Below are 17547 nucleotides of genomic sequence, written 5' to 3' on the forward strand. Positions count from 1 at the left end.
GTTATTTCTCCGATATTTTTCAGGATTGAGGAGCATTGTTGCATGATCACTTGTCGTGTAACGTGACCATGACAGATACGCTTATTTAGATACTCGTCTCGAGAATTTGGCGACTGATCTCTAATGAAACAGTTTTATGTTCGCCTAGCTGTGTAAGATTGTGTGATTTAAGTTGCGTAATGATGATCTCAATATCTGTCTCCCCCAGTCCATAATCGCTAAGACGAGTCGGCAATCCAAGTTGCTCAAAGAAGGCTCGAGTACGAGCAATAGCAGTATCAATACGTTGTTCTTCATCACCTTCGACAATCTGCCAGACTCGAGCTGCATACTGTAGTAATTTTTCTCGCTTCTCTTGACGACGCACTTGTAGATTGGCCGGCAACACAATGGCCAAGGTACGAGCATGATCAATACCATGTAAAGCCGTGAGCTCATGCCCAATCAAATGAGTTGACCAATCTTGTGGTACACCAGCTCCAATTAGCCCATTCAGTGCCATGCTAGCAGCCCACATCAAATTCGCACGCGTGTCATAATCTGCTGAATCTTCCAAGATTTTCGGTCCAATCTCAATCAGAGTTTGCAATAGACCTTCGGCAAAACGATCTTGTACTTGTGCATTGACAGGGTAAGTTAAGTACTGTTCCATGACATGAACAAATGCATCGACCACGCCATTTGCTAATTGGCGCGTCGGCAAGCTAAAAGTTTTATTCGGATCCAGTACGGAAAATTGCGGAAAAACATAGGGGCTGTTAAATGACAATTTGGCTTGGGTCGATTTTCTGGTTACTACCCCACCGCTATTCATTTCTGAACCAGTTGCCGGAAGGGTGAGTACACTCGCAAAAGGCAAAGCTTGAGTAATTTTAGTACCATGGGTTTCTAAAATCTCCCATGTATCCCCTGTATAATTGACTGCTGCTGCAATAAATTTAGTACCATCAATTACCGATCCGCCACCGACAGCCATCAAGAAATCTATCTTTTGTTCTCGAATCAGCTCTACAGCTTTCATGAGGGTTTCATAACTCGGATTCGGCTCAATTCCGCCAAATTCATGAATTTCTCTTGCACCTAATGCTTCACGCACCTCAGCTAAAGTACCATTCTTACGTGCACTTTCACCACCAAACAACATTAATACTTTTGCTTCTGTAGGCACATAGTCATTGATTTTAGCTATTGTATCGCCACCAAAAATAATGCGAGTCGGATTATAAAAGTTAAAATTCAACATATTTTTATCCTAGGATGATCAGCTAATTGATTTGAAAAACCACCGTTATTCATCAAATAAACTTTAAAAAAATTGGACAACACTGCGGCTTTTGACTGCACTATGTGCTAACTATACACAAAAATAGACCAGTCGTCTATTTTTATAAAAATTATTTCAGCTTGCCGACCTTAGTGATGGTTAAACACATTCAGGCTTGTTCTATACCACTTTTATTATTGATGTATTTTCACGAGCGATTGTTGAATGGAAGGTATCAACACGCATGACTACTGACATGGTCGTGAACGCATTGGCTAAAGCAGTGAATGGCTCATACAAAATAGCAATGATTAAATATTTTAAAAGCAGATTGGCACGGTTTAGCAGATGTACAAATGCGACAGTAAATTAGATAGATTGGTTCAATATAAAGCGTGTAAATAGTTGCATTTGTTTATTTACCCTGTTTTGGATATTGACCCTTGTAAATGATGAGATTAAGCCATTAAATAAAGTAGCCCAACTTGAATAGAAAGCCTCTGACAAACATCATAGGGTTGAAGTGCTGCCTTACATTCAAAATTTCAGACAGCACCCTCATACATTTAAGCATCGGTTTAAGCTGGTAGTTTACTCGCCAAAACATCTACTTTTTCAATAGACGGTGGCTCTGAAAATAGCTCTTCGGCCTGAGCCATCAACGCAGCTGCAACCTTGCCAGATAAATGCGCTTGGCGACCCGCCTCATCAGGAAATGCATCAAAAATACCAAATGTTGTAGGTCCAAGACGTAGGCCAAACCACGCAACTGTCGCAGGTTCTTCCATTACAATAGGTAAACCGGCTTTAAGAAAAGCTTCCACTTCGTCTTCTTTACCCGGTTTAGCTTCAAGACGGACATATAAAGCTGTTTTAAGCATGACTAAAACTCCATAATTGATTAGAATTCAAACTGATTCTGACATTGCTAATGTATGCATGTCAGAAAGTTTTGTTGTATAAAAGTTAGAAAAAATTCCCATAGCTGAGCCAAAATTTAGGTTTTTATTTCGACATAATGCTATGAATTTATTCAAGTTAATATCATTAACATTTGAATCAAAAAATCAAGATATGAGATGATTAAATTCAATCTTATTTATATAAGGATCAATTGACTCTACCTTAGCTTTATAAGCTGACCTCTTCATCTGGAAATTATATTGCTCAAGAAGCATTCAAGAACAATATTGTACATCCTCATATCTATGAAAGTTATTTAGCTAGGAATTTGCTGTGAAACTCTATATGTTTCTCTATAAAGCTCGCAATGAAGTAATAGCTATGGTCATACCCTTCTCTTAGGTTAAGTGTAAGAGGATATTCTTGTTCCAAACAAATATCACTAAGAAGCTTAGGCCTTAACTGTTCTTCAAGAAAATCATCAGCTGTTCCTTGATCGACTAAAATAGGTAAATGAACTTCAGCGTTTTTGATTAATTCAATCGCATCATAGCTTTTCCATAAAGTTTCGGTTTCACCTAGGTAGTGTGTAAAAGCCTTTTTCCCCCAAGGTACTTGGCTAGGTGCAACAATTGGTGCAAAAGCAGAAATACTTTTATACAGCTCAGGATTTTTTAATCCAATTACTAATGCACCATGACCACCCATGCTATGACCCATAATACTTTGGACTTGATTGGTCGGAAAATTCAGGTCAATCAGATTTCTGAGCTCTTCCACAATATAATCATACATTTTGAAATGCTGCGACCAGGGTGCTTGTGTTGCATTCACATAGAATCCTGCGCCTTGGCCTAAATCATAATCTGCATGATCTGGTACATCCTCTCCACGTGGGCTGGTATCTGGTGCAACAATAATGACTTTATGTTCAGCCGCATACTTTTGTGCTCCGGCTTTAGTAATAAAGTTCTGTTCGTTGCAAGTCAATCCTGATAACCAATATAACACTGGCAACCGCTCATCTTTGTCATGAGGTGGCAGATATATTGAGAATTTCATTGAACAGTTTAATGCTATTGACTGATGGCGATACACTTCTTGCGATCCACCAAAAGAAGCATGCTTCTCAATTATTTCCATAATCAATTACCTATGTTGAGCAAGACTTCATGAGAAATCAAGTAAACAAAGAGTCTTACATTCTCCACAGAGAATAGTGATAAAGATTTAAAATGTAGGCAGGTTTATTGAACCTATACACGATGCCTACACAGATAGATCTGTTTTACAGATGATGTGCCGTTTTAGAGGATTCCATGCATGTCATTCATGATGCACATGCATGGAAAAGTATAAGGTCTGACGCAATTATTCGTAATGAATTACAGTACGAATTGACTTACCTTCATGCATTAGATCAAAGGCTTCATTGATCTGATCCAAGCCCATCGTATGTGTCACAAATGGTTCTAATTGAATTTTACCTTTCATGGCATCTTCAACCATTCCTGGAAGTTGCGTACGACCTTTTACACCACCAAAGGCAGAACCTAGCCATTTACGACCAGTAACCAGTTGGAATGGACGGGTAGAGATTTCCTGACCTGCGCCAGCTACACCAATAATTACGGATTGTCCCCAGCCACGGTGTGCACTTTCAAGGGCTGCACGCATCACATTCACGTTACCAATACATTCAAATGAATGATCTACACCCCAGCCAGTCATTTCGACAATTACTTGCTGGATTGGTTTATCGTAATCTTTAGGGTTCAAGAAGTCCGTTGCACCAAACTCTTTTGCCAGCGCAAATTTATCTGGATTCATGTCAACCACAATAATACGCCCTGCTTTAGCTTGACGTGCGGCTTGTACGACTGCCAAACCAATACCACCTAAACCAAAGACCGCAACACTATCACCTTCTTGTACTTTAGCCGTGTTATGTACTGCACCGATACCCGTTGTTACCCCACAACCCAGTAAGCAGACATGTTCGTGATTGGCTTCAGGATTGATTTTAGCCAATGATACTTCTGCCACTACAGTGTATTCACTGAACGTTGAGCAGCCCATATAGTGGTAAATCGGTTGACCGTTGTAGGAAAAACGAGTGGTACCATCTGGCATTACGCCTCTACCTTGAGTTTCGCGAACGGAAATACACAAGTTCGATTTTCCAGATTTACAGAATACGCACTCGCCACATTCAGCAGTGTAAAGTGGAATTACATGATCACCTGGTTTGACGCTAGTCACGCCTTCACCAACCTCAACTACAACACCAGCACCTTCATGCCCGAGAATAGCGGGAAAAACACCTTCAGGATCATCGCCAGATAAAGTAAATGCGTCTGTATGACACACACCGGTATGGGAGATCTTGATTAATACTTCACCTTTCTTCGGTGGTGCAACATCAACTTCAACAATTTGAAGAGGTTGACCAGGACCAAACGCAACAGCAGCACGTGACTTCATGGAATAATTCCTTATACAGATCTATTTTAAATATGATTTTAAAATCTTGGCGATTTCAGCCAATTCTTCTTTTCGTTGTTGTTCTGTGGTTTCACCTGATACTAAAGTGTCCTTTAAATGAACCTCCAACATTTCATTCATTAAACCATTAATAGCACCGCGCACAGAGCATATTTGTTGCAGAATTGCACCACATTCCACATTGTCTTCTAACGCTTTTTCAATCGCTTGCGTCTGACCTTTGATCTTTCTGACGCGTAGAAGAATCTTTTTTTTGTCTTCAACCTGATTAGGCATCAGACCTCCTTATTTGCTAGTGTTAATACTATAGTACCCTATAGTATAAAAAAGAACAATATTTTTTTATAAATCGAAAAGGCTTTGTACGAGATGACCAAAAACGGGCAGTTGGCTTGGTGAACCGTAATTTTAGTGCTGATCATCCTGACCCTTGCGAAGCAGTGCTTTTTGTATGTCAGGTCGCAGACTTCAGCTATATTCAAACAAATTCAGGCTAGGTCTATACCGCCCTTATTATTGATGTGTTCTCACGCGCAATTGTTGGATGGAAAGTATCAACACGGATGAATAGAGATATGGTGCTTGATGCACTGGAGCAAGTATTACGTGACCGATGTATGCCAAAGAATGTAATTCATGATTTAAATAGAGGTGTGCAATATCTTTCTATTCGTTTTCCTGTTAGAGGCAGCAAATTTAGGAGCATCAGTCGGTACAACTGGTGATTCCTATGATAATGCTTTGGCTGAAACGGTGAATGGCTTATACAAAACTGAGGTGATTGACTATTGAAAAGCAGATGTACAACTTGCGATATTAAATTGGGTAGATTGGTTCAATAAAAAGCGTGTACACAGTGCATTGGTTATGTATCGCCTTTTGATTTTGAAACAAAGTATTATGATAAAATTAACCCGTTAGTTCAGGTGGCCCAACTTAAATAAAAAGTCTCCTACAAACCCAGTACGGTTCACTCTGCTATCAAAGGCTTTATGCAACAAAGCCTCATGGAAATAAAGACAAAAGTGACTTTTAAATCTGAAAAAATCAAAATTGTGGTCTCAAAATTGCTTTATAAAAATATTGAAAAAAGTGAAGAACATTAAATTTATGTTACAAAACTCTAAGCGTATTGGTTTTTTATTACTCGATAACTTTTCAATGATTGCTTTCTCAAACATGGTTGAAGTCTTGCGTATGGCTAATTATGTTACAGAAGACAATTTATACCAATGGAATGTAACGGGTTTAGATGGTCATCATAGCTGCGCAAGCAATGGTCTTCAAATACAACATACCTGTGTTTGGTCACATTTACTGAACATGGATATAGTTTTTATTTGTGGTGGTTTTCAACTTTATAAAAATATGACAGTACGCTTAAAGAATTTTTTATATAGGTTGGATCAACAAAAAATTGCTTTAGGTGGTTTATGTACAGGCGCTTATGTATTAGCGAAAGCCAATCTACTAAATGGCTTTCGTGCTAGCCTTCATTGGGAAAATACCTTAGCGGCACAAGAAGAGTTTCCATTAGTACAGTTTACCCCACATATTTTTACCATTGATGCGAACCGTTTTACCTGTTCTGGTGGGCTTGCAGCGATTGATTTAGGCTTGGCACTTGTTGAAATACACTATCCAAATATTGCTAAAAGAATCTGTGAGCAATTTATTGTTCATCAAGTGCGTGAGAGCAATGAAATTCAACATCAACCTATTGCTGAACATAAGAAAAAACTTGATTTTCAGATTCAAGAAGTATTGCGCTTAATGGAAAATAATATTAATGAGCCTTTAACTATTGCTGAAATTGCACAGCATGTAAAAATTCAACCGCGTACTTTAGAGCGCTTGTTTAAAATGAATCTACAATTGGCTCCAAAAGAATATTATTTAAAACTAAGACTCACCTATGCACAGAATCTACTTAAACAGTCTACGTTAAACATTTCAAATATTGCTTTGGCATGTGGTTTTTGTAATGTATCTAGTTTTACTAAAGCCTATAAAGCTTTTTTTAACTATTCCCCCAAATTTGAACGTAACATTCTGGATTTTGCTCATTAGTGTTTTTTAGTCTTGTCGGTTTTTGACAACTTTTTGACGCTTTTAGCAAAAATCCCTATTCATATTCTGCATAAGCTTAGCTCATTGATTACATTACATTGATCTAGGAAAATATATGAATACTTTAGTAAATAATTTTGTTGCTTCACAACTACCATCATTATTAACCATTGAAAATGGTGAAAAAGTTTCTGCAACATTTTCATTATCTGAGTATCAAAATAGACAGAGCAAGTTACGCCAACTAATGGAAGAGCTAGAAATTGATCATATTCTATTTAGTTCAATCCATAACATTAACTATTATGCAGACTTTATTTATTGTTCATTTGGGCGCTTCTACGGTCTGGTGGTTAGCCCAGAAAAAGTGGTGACAATTTCAGCAAATATTGATGCTGGGCAACCTTGGCGTCGTACGATTGGCGACTATAACGTAGTTTATACTGACTGGCAGCGTGATAACTATTTTAAAGCGGTTACACAAGAAATTCCAAATAAAGGCCGTGTAGGAATTGAGTTTGATCATTTACCTTTAGAACGTTTAAACAAGTTAAAAGCAGTTTTACCGAATGTGCAGTTTGTGGATATTAGTGCCGCATGCATGAAGCTACGCATGATTAAATCTGCTGAAGAAATTGCACATATCACCCAAGGTGCTGCAGTATGTGATATTGGTGGTTTTGCAGTGACTGCAGCAATTCGTGAAGGTGTGCCAGAGCATGAAGTGGCTTTAGCCTCTACTCAATCCATGGTACGTGAAATTGCCAAACGTTTTCCAAACTCTGAACTCATGGATACGTGGACTTGGTTTCAATCAGGCATTAATACGGATGGTGCACATAATCCTGTTACAACCCGCCAAGTCCGAAAAGGTGATATTTTAAGTTTAAACTGCTTTTCTATGATTGCTGGCTATTATACAGCTTTAGAGCGTACACAGTTCTTTGATCACTGTGATGATGCTTCATTACGAATTTGGGAGGCGAATGTCAAGGTGCATGAAGCTGGCTTAAAACTCATTCGCCCAGGTGCACGTTGCAGTGATATTGCTAAAGAGTTAAATGAAATTTTCTATGAAGAAGGTTTATTGCAGTACCGCACATTTGGTTATGGACATTCCTTTGGTGTGTTATCACATTATTACGGTCGTGAAGCCGGTTTAGAATTACGTGAAGATATTGATACGGTGATAGAACCAGGCATGGTGATTTCAATGGAACCTATGATTATGATTCCGCAAGGAATGGCTGGGGCTGGTGGTTACCGTGAACATGATATCTTGGTCGTTACAGAATCAGGAAATGAAAATATTACCAAATTCCCATATGGTCCAGAACATAACATTATCAAATAAAAGATTTTAAATAGGCACTCTGAAAATGAGTGCCTATTTAATTAGGAGTAAATAGAATGAAAAACAATCATCAAATAGAGCAAAAAAATACTCTAAGACGTGTTGCTAGCGCCAGCTTTATTGGTAATTTTGTGGAGTGGTTTGATTATGCTGCATATGGTTTTTTGGCAACAGTTATTGCAGTGGTTTTTTTCCCGAAAAGTGACCCTTTAACCGCATTAATGGCTACATATGCGATCTTTGCAATTTCATTTATTTTTCGTCCATTAGGCGGTATTTTTTGGGGGCATGTTGGGGATAAATTTGGTCGAAAAAATGCACTATCGTGGTCGATTATATTAATGACACTGGCTACGGTATGTATTGCACTGTTACCAAGTTATCAAAGTATCGGTATTTTTGCACCGATTATGTTATTAATATTCCGGATGATCCAAGGCTTCTCCGCTTCAGGTGAATATGCTGGTGCAGCAAATTTTCTTGCAGAATACGCCCCTAAGGGAAAAAGAGGACTTTATACCAGTTTAGTTCCTGCAAGTACTGCAACGGGTTTACTACTCGGCTCTTTAATGGCAGCGGCGATGTTCGCTTTCATGTCAGAGGCGTTTTTACACGAATATGGTTGGAGAATTCCATTTTTATTGGCAGCACCATTAGGTTTAATCGGGTATTATATCCGTGTAAAGTTAGAAGAAACCCCAGAGTTTTTAGAACATCAAAAAAATAGCAACAAAGAAAATTTTCCAATCAAAGCCTTATTTACTCAGTATCAACCAGCACTTTTTAAAGCATTTGCAGTTGCATCTTTAAATGCCACCGCCTTCTATCTTATTTTTAGTTATATGCCAAATTATTTAGCTACAGAGTTAGGTGTAAATAAATCCCAAGCCTTTATATCAGGGTCAATTTCATTGCTATTTTATATTGCTGTAGTTTTTGTGATGGGCAAATATTCAGATCGAATTGGACGTAAGAAAATGTTGCTTTGGGCAGGTCTAAGCTTTATAGCACTGACTGTACCCTTGTTCTACTTACTTTCAACTGCCAGTTTTATTGAAATGGTGATCATTCAGCTCATGTTCTGCACATTATTAGCAATGAACGATGGGAGCTTACCTGCATATTTAACAGAACAATTCCCTATACAAGTGCGCTATACCGGTTTTGCCTTTAGTTTTAATACTGCTAATGCACTGTTAGGTGGAACAGTTCCTTTCGTTGCAACTTGGTTAATTCAACAAACAGCTAATACCTTAGCACCTAGTATCTTATTAGTTATAGTTGCAATTTTTGCAAGTATGGCTTTATTAGAGAGGAAATCACATCATTTAATCAATGCTAAGGCTTAAAAGGAATAGGTTATGCTTTTAAATGCTCTCCCTACATTCAATAGAAATATATCGACTTTAATTGGTCTTACAGCTGTCATATTTTGGAGTACAAATGTAGGCTTAATGCGTAGTGTCAGTGAGAGCTTTGGAGCTGTAGCTGGTGCTGCTCTAATTTACAGTGTCGCATCCATGATTTTAGTTTTCATGGTTGGTATGCCTAAGTTTTCTACCATCCCAAAATCCTATTTATGGTGGGGAAGCCTTTTATTTGTTGCTTATGAATTATGTTTTGCCCTTTCTATTGGCTATGCGCAAAACAGTAGACAAGCAATCGAAGTCGGCATGATTAATTATCTATGGCCAACATTTACTCTACTATTCGCAATTATTTTTAACAACGTTAAGGCCAATATTTTAATTATTCCTGGCTGCATATTCGCTTTAGTTGGAATTTGTTGGGTATTAGGAGGAGATACTGGATTTGATTTTTTTCAGATATTTACTAATTTAAAAGCTAATCCTCTTAGTTATGGTTTAGCTTTTGCTGCTGCTATTTTGTGGGCTGCATATTGTTCTGTGACAGTAAAAACATCTCAGGGTAAAAATCTAGTCACTATATTTTTTGCCTTGACTGGAGTTGTACTATGGATCAAATACCTTCTCATGAGTGGGTCAGCTCTTAATTTTACTTATGACAATACAGTCACTCTGATTATGGCAGCTGGTGCTTTAGGTTTGGGATATGGTGCTTGGAATATTGGAATTATTTCAGGGAACATGACGTTAATGGCTGGAGCTTCTTATTTTATTCCCGTGCTATCAGCTTTGTTTGCGGCATTAATTCTAAGTACGTCCTTATCTTTTATCTTTTGGCAAGGTGTTGCAATGGTGACAGCAGGAGCAGTTTTGTGTTGGTTAGCGACTCGAAAGAAACAAATTATTTAGAGTTATACTAAAATTAACATACTAGACTTTAAGCGAAGTCAAGATATTGAAACTGTTTATCTATTAGGGCGTGTCCTCATTTGAAAAATTGATTTTAAAGATTTAAAAGAATGATTTAACCTCTTTTTATTTGTATATTTCTCAATGGCACGAACTCTACTCACCGATGATATTTGACAACAAATCCAGTCTACGATGCAATTTCATGGTTGTTATTGTTCAAAGAACGGTAGAAATATCATGGAAGCCATCTTATGGAAATTATGTACAGATGCAACATGGCGTGATATTCCTGAAGAATTTTGTCCTTGGAAAACAGCATATAACCGCTTTAATCGTTGGGCGAGTAAGGGCTTGTGGGGTAAATTTTTTTAAACTACGAGGCGTATTGGATCAAGAATGAGTATTCATTGAGGGAAGCTACATATGCGCGCATCAGCATGCAAGTGGAGCTCGGCACGGTTTCAAGCGAGCAATTGGACGGTCTAGAGGTGAAAGAACCACAAAAATTCATCTTGCAACCGACGCGAATGGATTGCCGATTGATTTTAAAATCACTAGAGGTGAACTCCATGACAGCCAAGTTGCGGAGTAGTTGATTGGTGAGGCAGATTATCTGATTGCAGATAAAGGTTATGATTCGGAAAAAATTAGGACGTTGCCAAGAAAGCAAAATATTGTGCCGATCATCCCAATGAAATCAAATAGTAAGAGAGAAAATAAAGAATTTGATCGGTATTAATATCGTTTAAGTCATCTAGTTGAAAATGCCTTTGCGAGATTAAAACATTTCCGAGCGATAGCGACCCGATTTGATAAGCTTGCACGAAATTATCAGTCTATGATTTACATTGCTTGCATGTTAATTTGGTGCAAAGCCAAATGAGGACATGCCCTAGACATCAGACCTCCTTATTTTTTAGTTTTTATACTATAGTGCCCCATAGTATAAAAAGCAATACTTTTTATAAATCGAAAAATCAAAAAGGTCTTTAGCGAAAATTTTCTGTCTCTATTTTTAATTTTTTTAAATAAACATAGTAGAGCTTATACAAAAGTCACAAAAAAATGGGAGCTTTAGCTCCCATTTTTTTATTTTGGCTCATGTTCTTTGTAATGCTGTGACCTTTTAGAATTATGTTTCCAACTTTTAGCCACTTTGTAGATATTTTGAACGTATCACACCTTAAAAATACTACCGATAGTTTAGATTAAAAATGCCTTTACAGACTGTACTAGATTATTTTTAGTGAGCGGATGATATTTATTATTCATTATTTAGGAATTATTAAATCCTATAAATATCATTTATTGGATTATTTTACTTTGGTACTGTGCATATCAACCCCCAGTTATGAATAAGGAACAACTATGAATAAGATGATGAGTGCTCTTATCCTAGAAAATTTTGGTGATCATGAATTTACACGTGTAGAACTCCCTATACCTCAACCAGAGGCTGGGCAAGTTCTAGTACGTATTCATGCTAGTGGTGTAAACCCTATTGATTATAAAATTCGTCTTGGTGAAGCACCATATGCTATGCCAGAGCTTCCTGCCGTGTTGGGAACAGATATGGCTGGGGTTGTAACTGCTATTGGTGAAGGTGTCACTCACTTCAACGTCGGAGATGAAGTTTACGGTCTGATTGGTGGCGTTCGTAATCTTCAAGGATCTTTAGCAGAATATATTGTAGCAGATGCTGATCTGATCGCATTAAAGCCACGGAATATCTCTATGCGCGAGGCAGCAGTACTACCATTGACGTTCCTCACCGCTTGGGAAGGTTTAGTGGATAATGCTAAGGTTCAACCAGGGCAAACTGTACTGGTTCAGGGTGGTGCTGGTGGCGTTGGTTATATGGTTGTTCAGCTTGCAAAAGCACTTGATGCAAATGTTTGGGCGACTGGTCGTACAGCTGATCAATCGCTGATTTCAGAACTCGGTGCAACACCTCTCGATTACACAACAGCATCTTCCGATGACATTATTGCTGCAAGCCCTGAGGGTCAAGGCTTTAACATTGTTTACGACACTGTGGGTGGTCCAGTACTCGAAGCCTCACTTTCCATGACAACTCACTATGGCCACATTACCAGCTGTGCTGCATTTGGTAATCATAATTTAGCGAGTTCATCTCTACGATGTGCCACACTGTCTGGCGTATTCGTCCTATTGCCGATGTTAACAGGCAATCGCCGTTCTCATCATGGTGATGTCCTTAAGATCGCTACCCGTCTCGTTGAGGAAGGTAAACTGTGTCCTATTGTTGATCCTCGTCATTTTACTCTAGACCAAGCGATTGAGGCTCATGATGCTGTTCAAGATCGCTCTGCCAATATTAAGGTCGTTATTGATGTCATTTAACGCACTTCAGGCCAAGACTTGGCGCTTCAATTGTATTGGAGATACAGATGTTCTGACATTAGAAACACTTCCTGTTGCTTTACCAGCCGCAGGAGAAGTTCTAATACAGATGAAAACGATCGGACTCAACCGGGCTGATGTAATGTTTCGGCGTGGTACTTATATTCAAAAGGCAGTATTCCCTTCTCGTCTGGGATATGAGGGAGCAGGCATAGTTCTTGCGATAGGTGAAGGTGTACGCCAATTTTCTCCAGGAGATGCAGTATCGATTCTTCCGACTGACAATCTAGCCAAATATGGGACATATACGGACAAGCTTCTGATTCCAGAAACTTTTTTAGTTCACAAACCTGATAGTTTAAGCTGGGAAGAAGCTTCTTCAATCTGGATGCAGTATTTGACGGCTTGGGGTGGTGTAATCCATGCTGGTGGAGTTTCGAAAGGAAAAACGATCTTGATCACAGCAGCTTCAAGTAGCGTAGGACTAGCTGCGATACAGATAGCTGAAGCAGCGGATGCTAAGGTCATTGCAAGTACACAGACGATAGAGAAAAAGCAACGTTTACTGGATCTCGGTGTTAAAAATGTTATAGCCCGTGAAGATGAACCAGATTTGTATGAGGCGCTTGTTTTACGTTTAGGTGGAGAACATCTTGATGTCGCCTTCGATGCTGTGGGAGGGCCACATATTGAACAGATTGCAAAAGCGATGTCTGTGGGAGGAACTATGGTTATGCATGGTGCACTTAGCCCGGAGATCACACCATTTCCCCTTAAAGTTGCATTACGCAAAAGCTTAACCATGCGAGGTTTTTTATTCCTTGAGGTTCTCCATGACCCTGTTCTAAGGGAGCAAGCCAGACGATTTATTCTTAGCAGTATAGGTGCAGGATATCTTCGTCCAGTGATCGACTGTTGCTTTAACTTTGAGGACATGCATGACGCTCAGCGCTATCTTGAATCAAATCAGCAAATAGGAAAAATTGTAGTTACTCTAAATACATGATGGTCTTATCTGATTTCTACTTTCTAAAAAAAAGGTTAGTTACATCTGATTCAAGTTTCTATATGGCCCAGCACTTCCGCTAAGTAATCAAACAATGCTCGGATTCGCAAAGGTGTCGGGCCCCGCTGTGGACGATATAAATACAGGCGCCAAACGGGAGAGTTTTCCTCATGAAGTATCTGAATGAGCTTACCACTCCTAAGCCACGGCAAAACTAGAAATCCAGGCATGTGTCCGAATCCGACTCCAGCGAGAATAGCTTGAAATTCAGCTTCTAGATCATCTGTAATAAAACGGGGCTTTGATGGCGTAAAGCTTCGACTTTCGGTGAATGTCCATGGCCAGTAACGCCCTGTTTTATGATCGACTAGTGCTGTTAGAGGGTATTTATCAAGATCAATAATTTTTTTGGGCATTCCAACCTTATCAATTAACTCTGGCGTACCCACAGAATAAAAGTTCACTTTAGCCAATTCCTTTGCCACATATCGATTGTCCGGCAAAAATCCAAATCTGATCCCGATATCTATCCGCTCATCGATCACATCCGAGTGTGAATCTGTTAGCACACAATCAACGACAATATCTGGATAACGTGTGGCAAATTCTGCTAGTGCAGGTATTACCAATTTACGCCCTAACACAGACGACACAGTAAGACGGACAGTCCCACGCATTTCATCTCGTTTTTCCTTGGTGTCTTTTACAAGCAAAGCATCGATTGATCCCACCGCAAAACGTGCTTGCTTTGCCAGACGCTCACCATCAGCGGTAATTTTAATTTGTCGAGTACTCCTGTAGAACAGAATCTCTCCGCGCTGCTCTTCTAGCTCTTTTATTGCCCGTGTCACTACCTGTGGGGAAATACCTAGCTGAGTTGCTGCCTCCTTAAAATTTCGAGACTCTGCTGCGACACAAAAGATACGCATCATTTCCAATTTGTTCTGCATGTCCAATCCTGTGTTATGGTAATTATTCCGTAAATAGGAATTCTGAAAGATAATATTATTCATTTATTATACCTGACAAGGCTGTAATACTTAACCCATCAAATATGATTGACAGATAGGTTGAAGGTTACTTATATGAATAATATAGAAAATAAAGTTATTGTTATCACTGGTGCAAGTAGTGGTTTAGGTGAAGCTACTGCTCGCTTACTTGCTAAAAAAGGTGCAAAGGTTGTACTTGGTGCTAGACGTACTGAAAAATTACAGGCTATTGTTCACGACATTCGTGCTGAAGGTGGTCAAGCTGAATTTATTGGTATGGATATAACCAAACCACATGAAGTACAAGCACTTATTGAAAAGGCATTAAGCGCATTTGGTCAAATCGATGTATTGGTAAACAATGCTGGATTAATGTCTATTGCACCATTAAGTGAGCTAAAAGTTGATGAATGGGATCGTATGATCGACATTAATATTAAAGGTGTTCTTTATGGTATAGCAGCTACACTGCCTGTTTTCCAAAAACAAAACTTTGGACACTTTATTAATCTCGCATCTGTTGCAGGGTTAAAAGTATTTAGTCCAGGAGGTACTGTTTATAGCGGTACTAAGTTTGCTGTAAGAGCCATCTCTGAAGGCCTTCGTCATGAAGTTGGGGGAACAATTAGAACGACTACTATTGAGCCTGGTGCAATTGAGTCAGAACTAAAATTTGGTTCTTCTCATAAAGAAAGTTCAGAGTTTGTTACTGATTTCTACAAACAAGCCATACCAGCTGACTCAGTCGCTCGAGCAATTGCTTATGCAATTGAACAGCCTGCGGATGTAGATATTAATGAAATTGTTTTGCGCCCAACGAGCCAAGAGTTTTAATTATTGAATAACATAAAATGGGAGTACTTCGCTCCCATTTTTACTATATTTTTTTAAAGTTGAGGACAAATCTATGAAAGCCGTATCGTATGTTATAAATAACCATGATGATTTTAAAAATTCATTGGTAGATATTGAAAAAGCGAAGCCTACGCTTAAGGAACGTGATGTACTGGTAAAAGTTCAGGCAATCTCTGTGAATCCAGTTGATACTAAAGTGAGAAAAAATTCGTCTGAAGCAAATAATCGTATTTTAGGTTGGGATGCCGTTGGGGAAATTATCGAAGTTGGCTCAAAAGTTACCTCGTTTAAAGTAGGAGATTCTGTTTGGTATGCTGGCAATTTAACCCGAGATGGTAGTAATGCTGAGTTTCAAGCAGTCGATGAACGAATTATCAGTCTTAAACCAATTACAGTATCTAATGCAGAAGCAGCAGCATTGCCATTAACTGCAATAACGGCATGGGAAATGCTGTTTGATCGGTTTCAAATTTCAGAAACAGAAGTTGGCAGTATTTTAATTATTGGTGGTGCAGGCGGTGTAGGTTCAATTGCTATCCAACTCCTAAAAGCAAAAACAAATCTGAGCGTTATAGCAACAGCTTCACGTGAAGAAACGAAATCTTGGGTGGAATCACTTGGTGCCGACCATGTCATTGATCATAGCAAAGATTTAAATGTACAAATCGAGACACTAGGCATTGAAAAACCAAAATATGTATTCTCTACAAATCATACAGAAACGTATATCAAGCAAATAGTTTCTCTGATTGCACCACAAGCCAAGCTTGGATTGATCGATGATCCACAAGCATTTGATATTATGCCGTTTAAGACTAAATCTATTTCTATCCATTGGGAGTTGATGTTCACCCGTTCAATGTATGAAACCGATGATATTGAAAAGCAAGGTAATCTATTGCAACAGGTTGCCCAATTAGTTGACCAGCAAAAAATTAGAAGTACCCTCAACCAAAATCTAGGAAAAATTAACGCTGCAAACTTGGAGAAGGCGCATAAGTTGCTTGAATCAGGCAAGTCAAAAGGCAAAATTGTACTAGAAAACTTCTAAAACAAATTCAAGGTGAAATAATGACTATTTCAATAATTGCGAACTTTAAGGCAAAATCAGATCAAAAAGAGACGTTAGAAGCGCTTTTAAAAAGTGTAATAGAGCTTACGCTTCAAGAAGAAGGATGCTTGAAATATGAGCTTTATATTAGCGAAAATGACTCGAGTAGATATTTCTTCTTAGAAGAATGGCGTAGCAGGGAGGATTTAGATATCCATATAGCCTCTGATTATATTCAAAGTTTATTTGGTAATATCCAATCGCTAATTGAATCAAGTGATATTATAGAAATCAAAAAAATATAGCTGTATTCGGACATTATGATGAAGTATTCTTCAAATTAACATAGAGACTTAGAAAGCTAACATAAAAATTGTAGCTATAAGCTCCTGTTTTTTAATATTTTTTTAATTTTTTAGTAGTAACCTAGGCTTCAACAAATTATGCCCCTAAGGGGAGCCACCAATACCCTGCATTTTGACAACAATGTCATCGTTTAGAGGCAGGAAATTTACGAGCATCAGTCGGTACGACTGGTGATTCATATGATATTGCTTTGGCTGAAACGGTGAATGGCTTATACAAAACAGAGGTGATTGAATATTTAAAAGCAGATTGGCAAGGTTTAGAAGATGTACAACTTGCGACACTAAACTGGGTAATCGAGAATAAGCGAATTCCTATTCCTGAACACGTAGAGCCTTAACCGGAAAAAAGAGGCTTTGGGAGCCGATTCTTTAAGCCGTATGGCTGATCTGATTGTTCACCTTGGCTTATTAAAACCGTGGAACATTGATCAAATAGTAAGCGTGGAACATAAAAAATCATTAAAAAAGCCCATTCGAGGGTAAATGAGCTTTTTAATAGTATATAAAAAATTGATTTTTAAAGGAATAAAAATAGC

15 protein-coding genes and 4 pseudogenes are annotated in these 17547 nt (G+C 38.5%); 13 read left to right on the forward strand and 6 right to left on the reverse strand.

What is annotated here, in order from left to right:
* Window positions 1-85: 85 nt before the first annotated feature.
* Window positions 86-1243, reverse strand: a complete 1158-nt coding sequence (locus ACXM0J_RS17420) for an iron-containing alcohol dehydrogenase (RefSeq protein WP_000931663.1) — start codon at window positions 1241-1243, stop codon at window positions 86-88.
* A gap of 184 nt (window positions 1244-1427) precedes the next feature.
* On the opposite strand from ACXM0J_RS17420, the pseudogene ACXM0J_RS17425 reads away from it, so the two are divergent.
* A pseudogene (locus ACXM0J_RS17425) lies at window positions 1428-1757 on the forward strand (IS3 family transposase); the annotation flags it as partial.
* 85 nt (window positions 1758-1842) lie between these two features.
* Here ACXM0J_RS17425 and ACXM0J_RS17430 read toward each other — a convergent pair.
* The 4 genes from ACXM0J_RS17430 to ACXM0J_RS17445 form a co-directional block, all read right to left on the reverse strand.
* Window positions 1843-2145 (reverse strand): putative quinol monooxygenase, encoded by a 303-nt coding sequence (locus ACXM0J_RS17430; protein WP_000920558.1) that lies wholly within the window; start codon window positions 2143-2145, stop codon window positions 1843-1845.
* Between the two features lie 334 nt (window positions 2146-2479).
* Window positions 2480-3310 (reverse strand): S-formylglutathione hydrolase, encoded by an 831-nt coding sequence (fghA, locus tag ACXM0J_RS17435; protein ID WP_000402510.1) that lies wholly within the window; start codon window positions 3308-3310, stop codon window positions 2480-2482.
* A 228-nt stretch (window positions 3311-3538) separates the two neighbouring features.
* Window positions 3539-4651 (reverse strand): S-(hydroxymethyl)glutathione dehydrogenase/class III alcohol dehydrogenase, encoded by a 1113-nt coding sequence (locus ACXM0J_RS17440; RefSeq protein ID WP_000842149.1) that lies wholly within the window; start codon window positions 4649-4651, stop codon window positions 3539-3541.
* A 21-nt stretch (window positions 4652-4672) separates the two neighbouring features.
* Complete coding sequence (locus ACXM0J_RS17445; protein ID WP_001133624.1) at window positions 4673-4948, reverse strand: metal/formaldehyde-sensitive transcriptional repressor; 276 nt, start codon at window positions 4946-4948, stop codon at window positions 4673-4675.
* An 89-nt stretch (window positions 4949-5037) separates the two neighbouring features.
* Here ACXM0J_RS17445 and ACXM0J_RS17450 point away from each other — a divergent pair.
* From ACXM0J_RS17450 to ACXM0J_RS17485, 8 genes and pseudogenes are all read left to right on the forward strand, one after another.
* Window positions 5038-5616: pseudogene (locus ACXM0J_RS17450) on the forward strand (DDE-type integrase/transposase/recombinase); the annotation flags it as partial.
* A gap of 166 nt (window positions 5617-5782) precedes the next feature.
* On the forward strand, window positions 5783-6742 hold the full coding sequence (locus ACXM0J_RS17455; protein WP_000941154.1) for a GlxA family transcriptional regulator: 960 nt from the start codon (window positions 5783-5785) through the stop codon (window positions 6740-6742).
* Window positions 6743-6857: 115 nt separating this feature from the next.
* Window positions 6858-8096, forward strand: coding sequence for a M24 family metallopeptidase (locus ACXM0J_RS17460; protein WP_001094923.1), 1239 nt, complete (start codon window positions 6858-6860; stop codon window positions 8094-8096).
* A 56-nt stretch (window positions 8097-8152) separates the two neighbouring features.
* Window positions 8153-9445 carry an MFS transporter gene (locus ACXM0J_RS17465; protein WP_000794339.1) on the forward strand — a complete coding sequence of 431 codons (1293 nt, stop codon included), beginning with the start codon at window positions 8153-8155 and terminating at the stop codon, window positions 9443-9445.
* 12 nt (window positions 9446-9457) lie between these two features.
* The gene (yddG, locus tag ACXM0J_RS17470) at window positions 9458-10372 is read left to right on the forward strand and encodes an aromatic amino acid DMT transporter YddG (protein WP_000925802.1); all 915 of its coding nucleotides are present in this window, start codon (window positions 9458-9460) and stop codon (window positions 10370-10372) included.
* Between the two features lie 195 nt (window positions 10373-10567).
* A pseudogene (locus ACXM0J_RS17475) lies at window positions 10568-11258 on the forward strand (IS5 family transposase).
* A gap of 485 nt (window positions 11259-11743) precedes the next feature.
* Window positions 11744-12739, forward strand: coding sequence for a zinc-dependent alcohol dehydrogenase family protein (locus ACXM0J_RS17480; RefSeq protein WP_001038516.1), 996 nt, complete (start codon window positions 11744-11746; stop codon window positions 12737-12739).
* Complete coding sequence (locus tag ACXM0J_RS17485; RefSeq protein ID WP_000009381.1) at window positions 12729-13745, forward strand: zinc-dependent alcohol dehydrogenase family protein; 1017 nt, start codon at window positions 12729-12731, stop codon at window positions 13743-13745. The genes ACXM0J_RS17480 and ACXM0J_RS17485 overlap by 11 nt, the downstream gene beginning before the upstream one ends.
* Before the next feature lie 50 nt (window positions 13746-13795).
* Here ACXM0J_RS17485 and ACXM0J_RS17490 read toward each other — a convergent pair whose 3' ends face one another.
* Window positions 13796-14695: a LysR family transcriptional regulator gene (locus ACXM0J_RS17490; RefSeq protein ID WP_001180108.1), complete on the reverse strand. Its 900-nt coding sequence runs from the start codon at window positions 14693-14695 to the stop codon at window positions 13796-13798.
* Between the two features lie 135 nt (window positions 14696-14830).
* Here ACXM0J_RS17490 and ACXM0J_RS17495 point away from each other — a divergent pair, with 135 nt between their 5' ends.
* The 4 genes and pseudogenes from ACXM0J_RS17495 to ACXM0J_RS17510 form a co-directional block, all read left to right on the forward strand.
* Window positions 14831-15571, forward strand: a complete 741-nt coding sequence (locus ACXM0J_RS17495; protein ID WP_001059480.1) for an SDR family oxidoreductase — start codon at window positions 14831-14833, stop codon at window positions 15569-15571.
* 73 nt (window positions 15572-15644) lie between these two features.
* Entirely contained in the window at window positions 15645-16643 is a 999-nt protein-coding gene (locus ACXM0J_RS17500) for a zinc-binding alcohol dehydrogenase family protein (RefSeq protein WP_002120211.1), read from the forward strand.
* 20 nt (window positions 16644-16663) lie between these two features.
* Window positions 16664-16948: a putative quinol monooxygenase gene (locus ACXM0J_RS17505; protein ID WP_000155817.1), complete on the forward strand. Its 285-nt coding sequence runs from the start codon at window positions 16664-16666 to the stop codon at window positions 16946-16948.
* A 185-nt stretch (window positions 16949-17133) separates the two neighbouring features.
* Window positions 17134-17304: pseudogene (locus ACXM0J_RS17510) on the forward strand (IS3 family transposase); the annotation flags it as partial.
* Between the last annotated feature and the right edge of the window lie 243 nt (window positions 17305-17547).

The sequence above is a fragment of the Acinetobacter sp. GRABPA_MV_2 genome, from assembly GCF_056725885.1.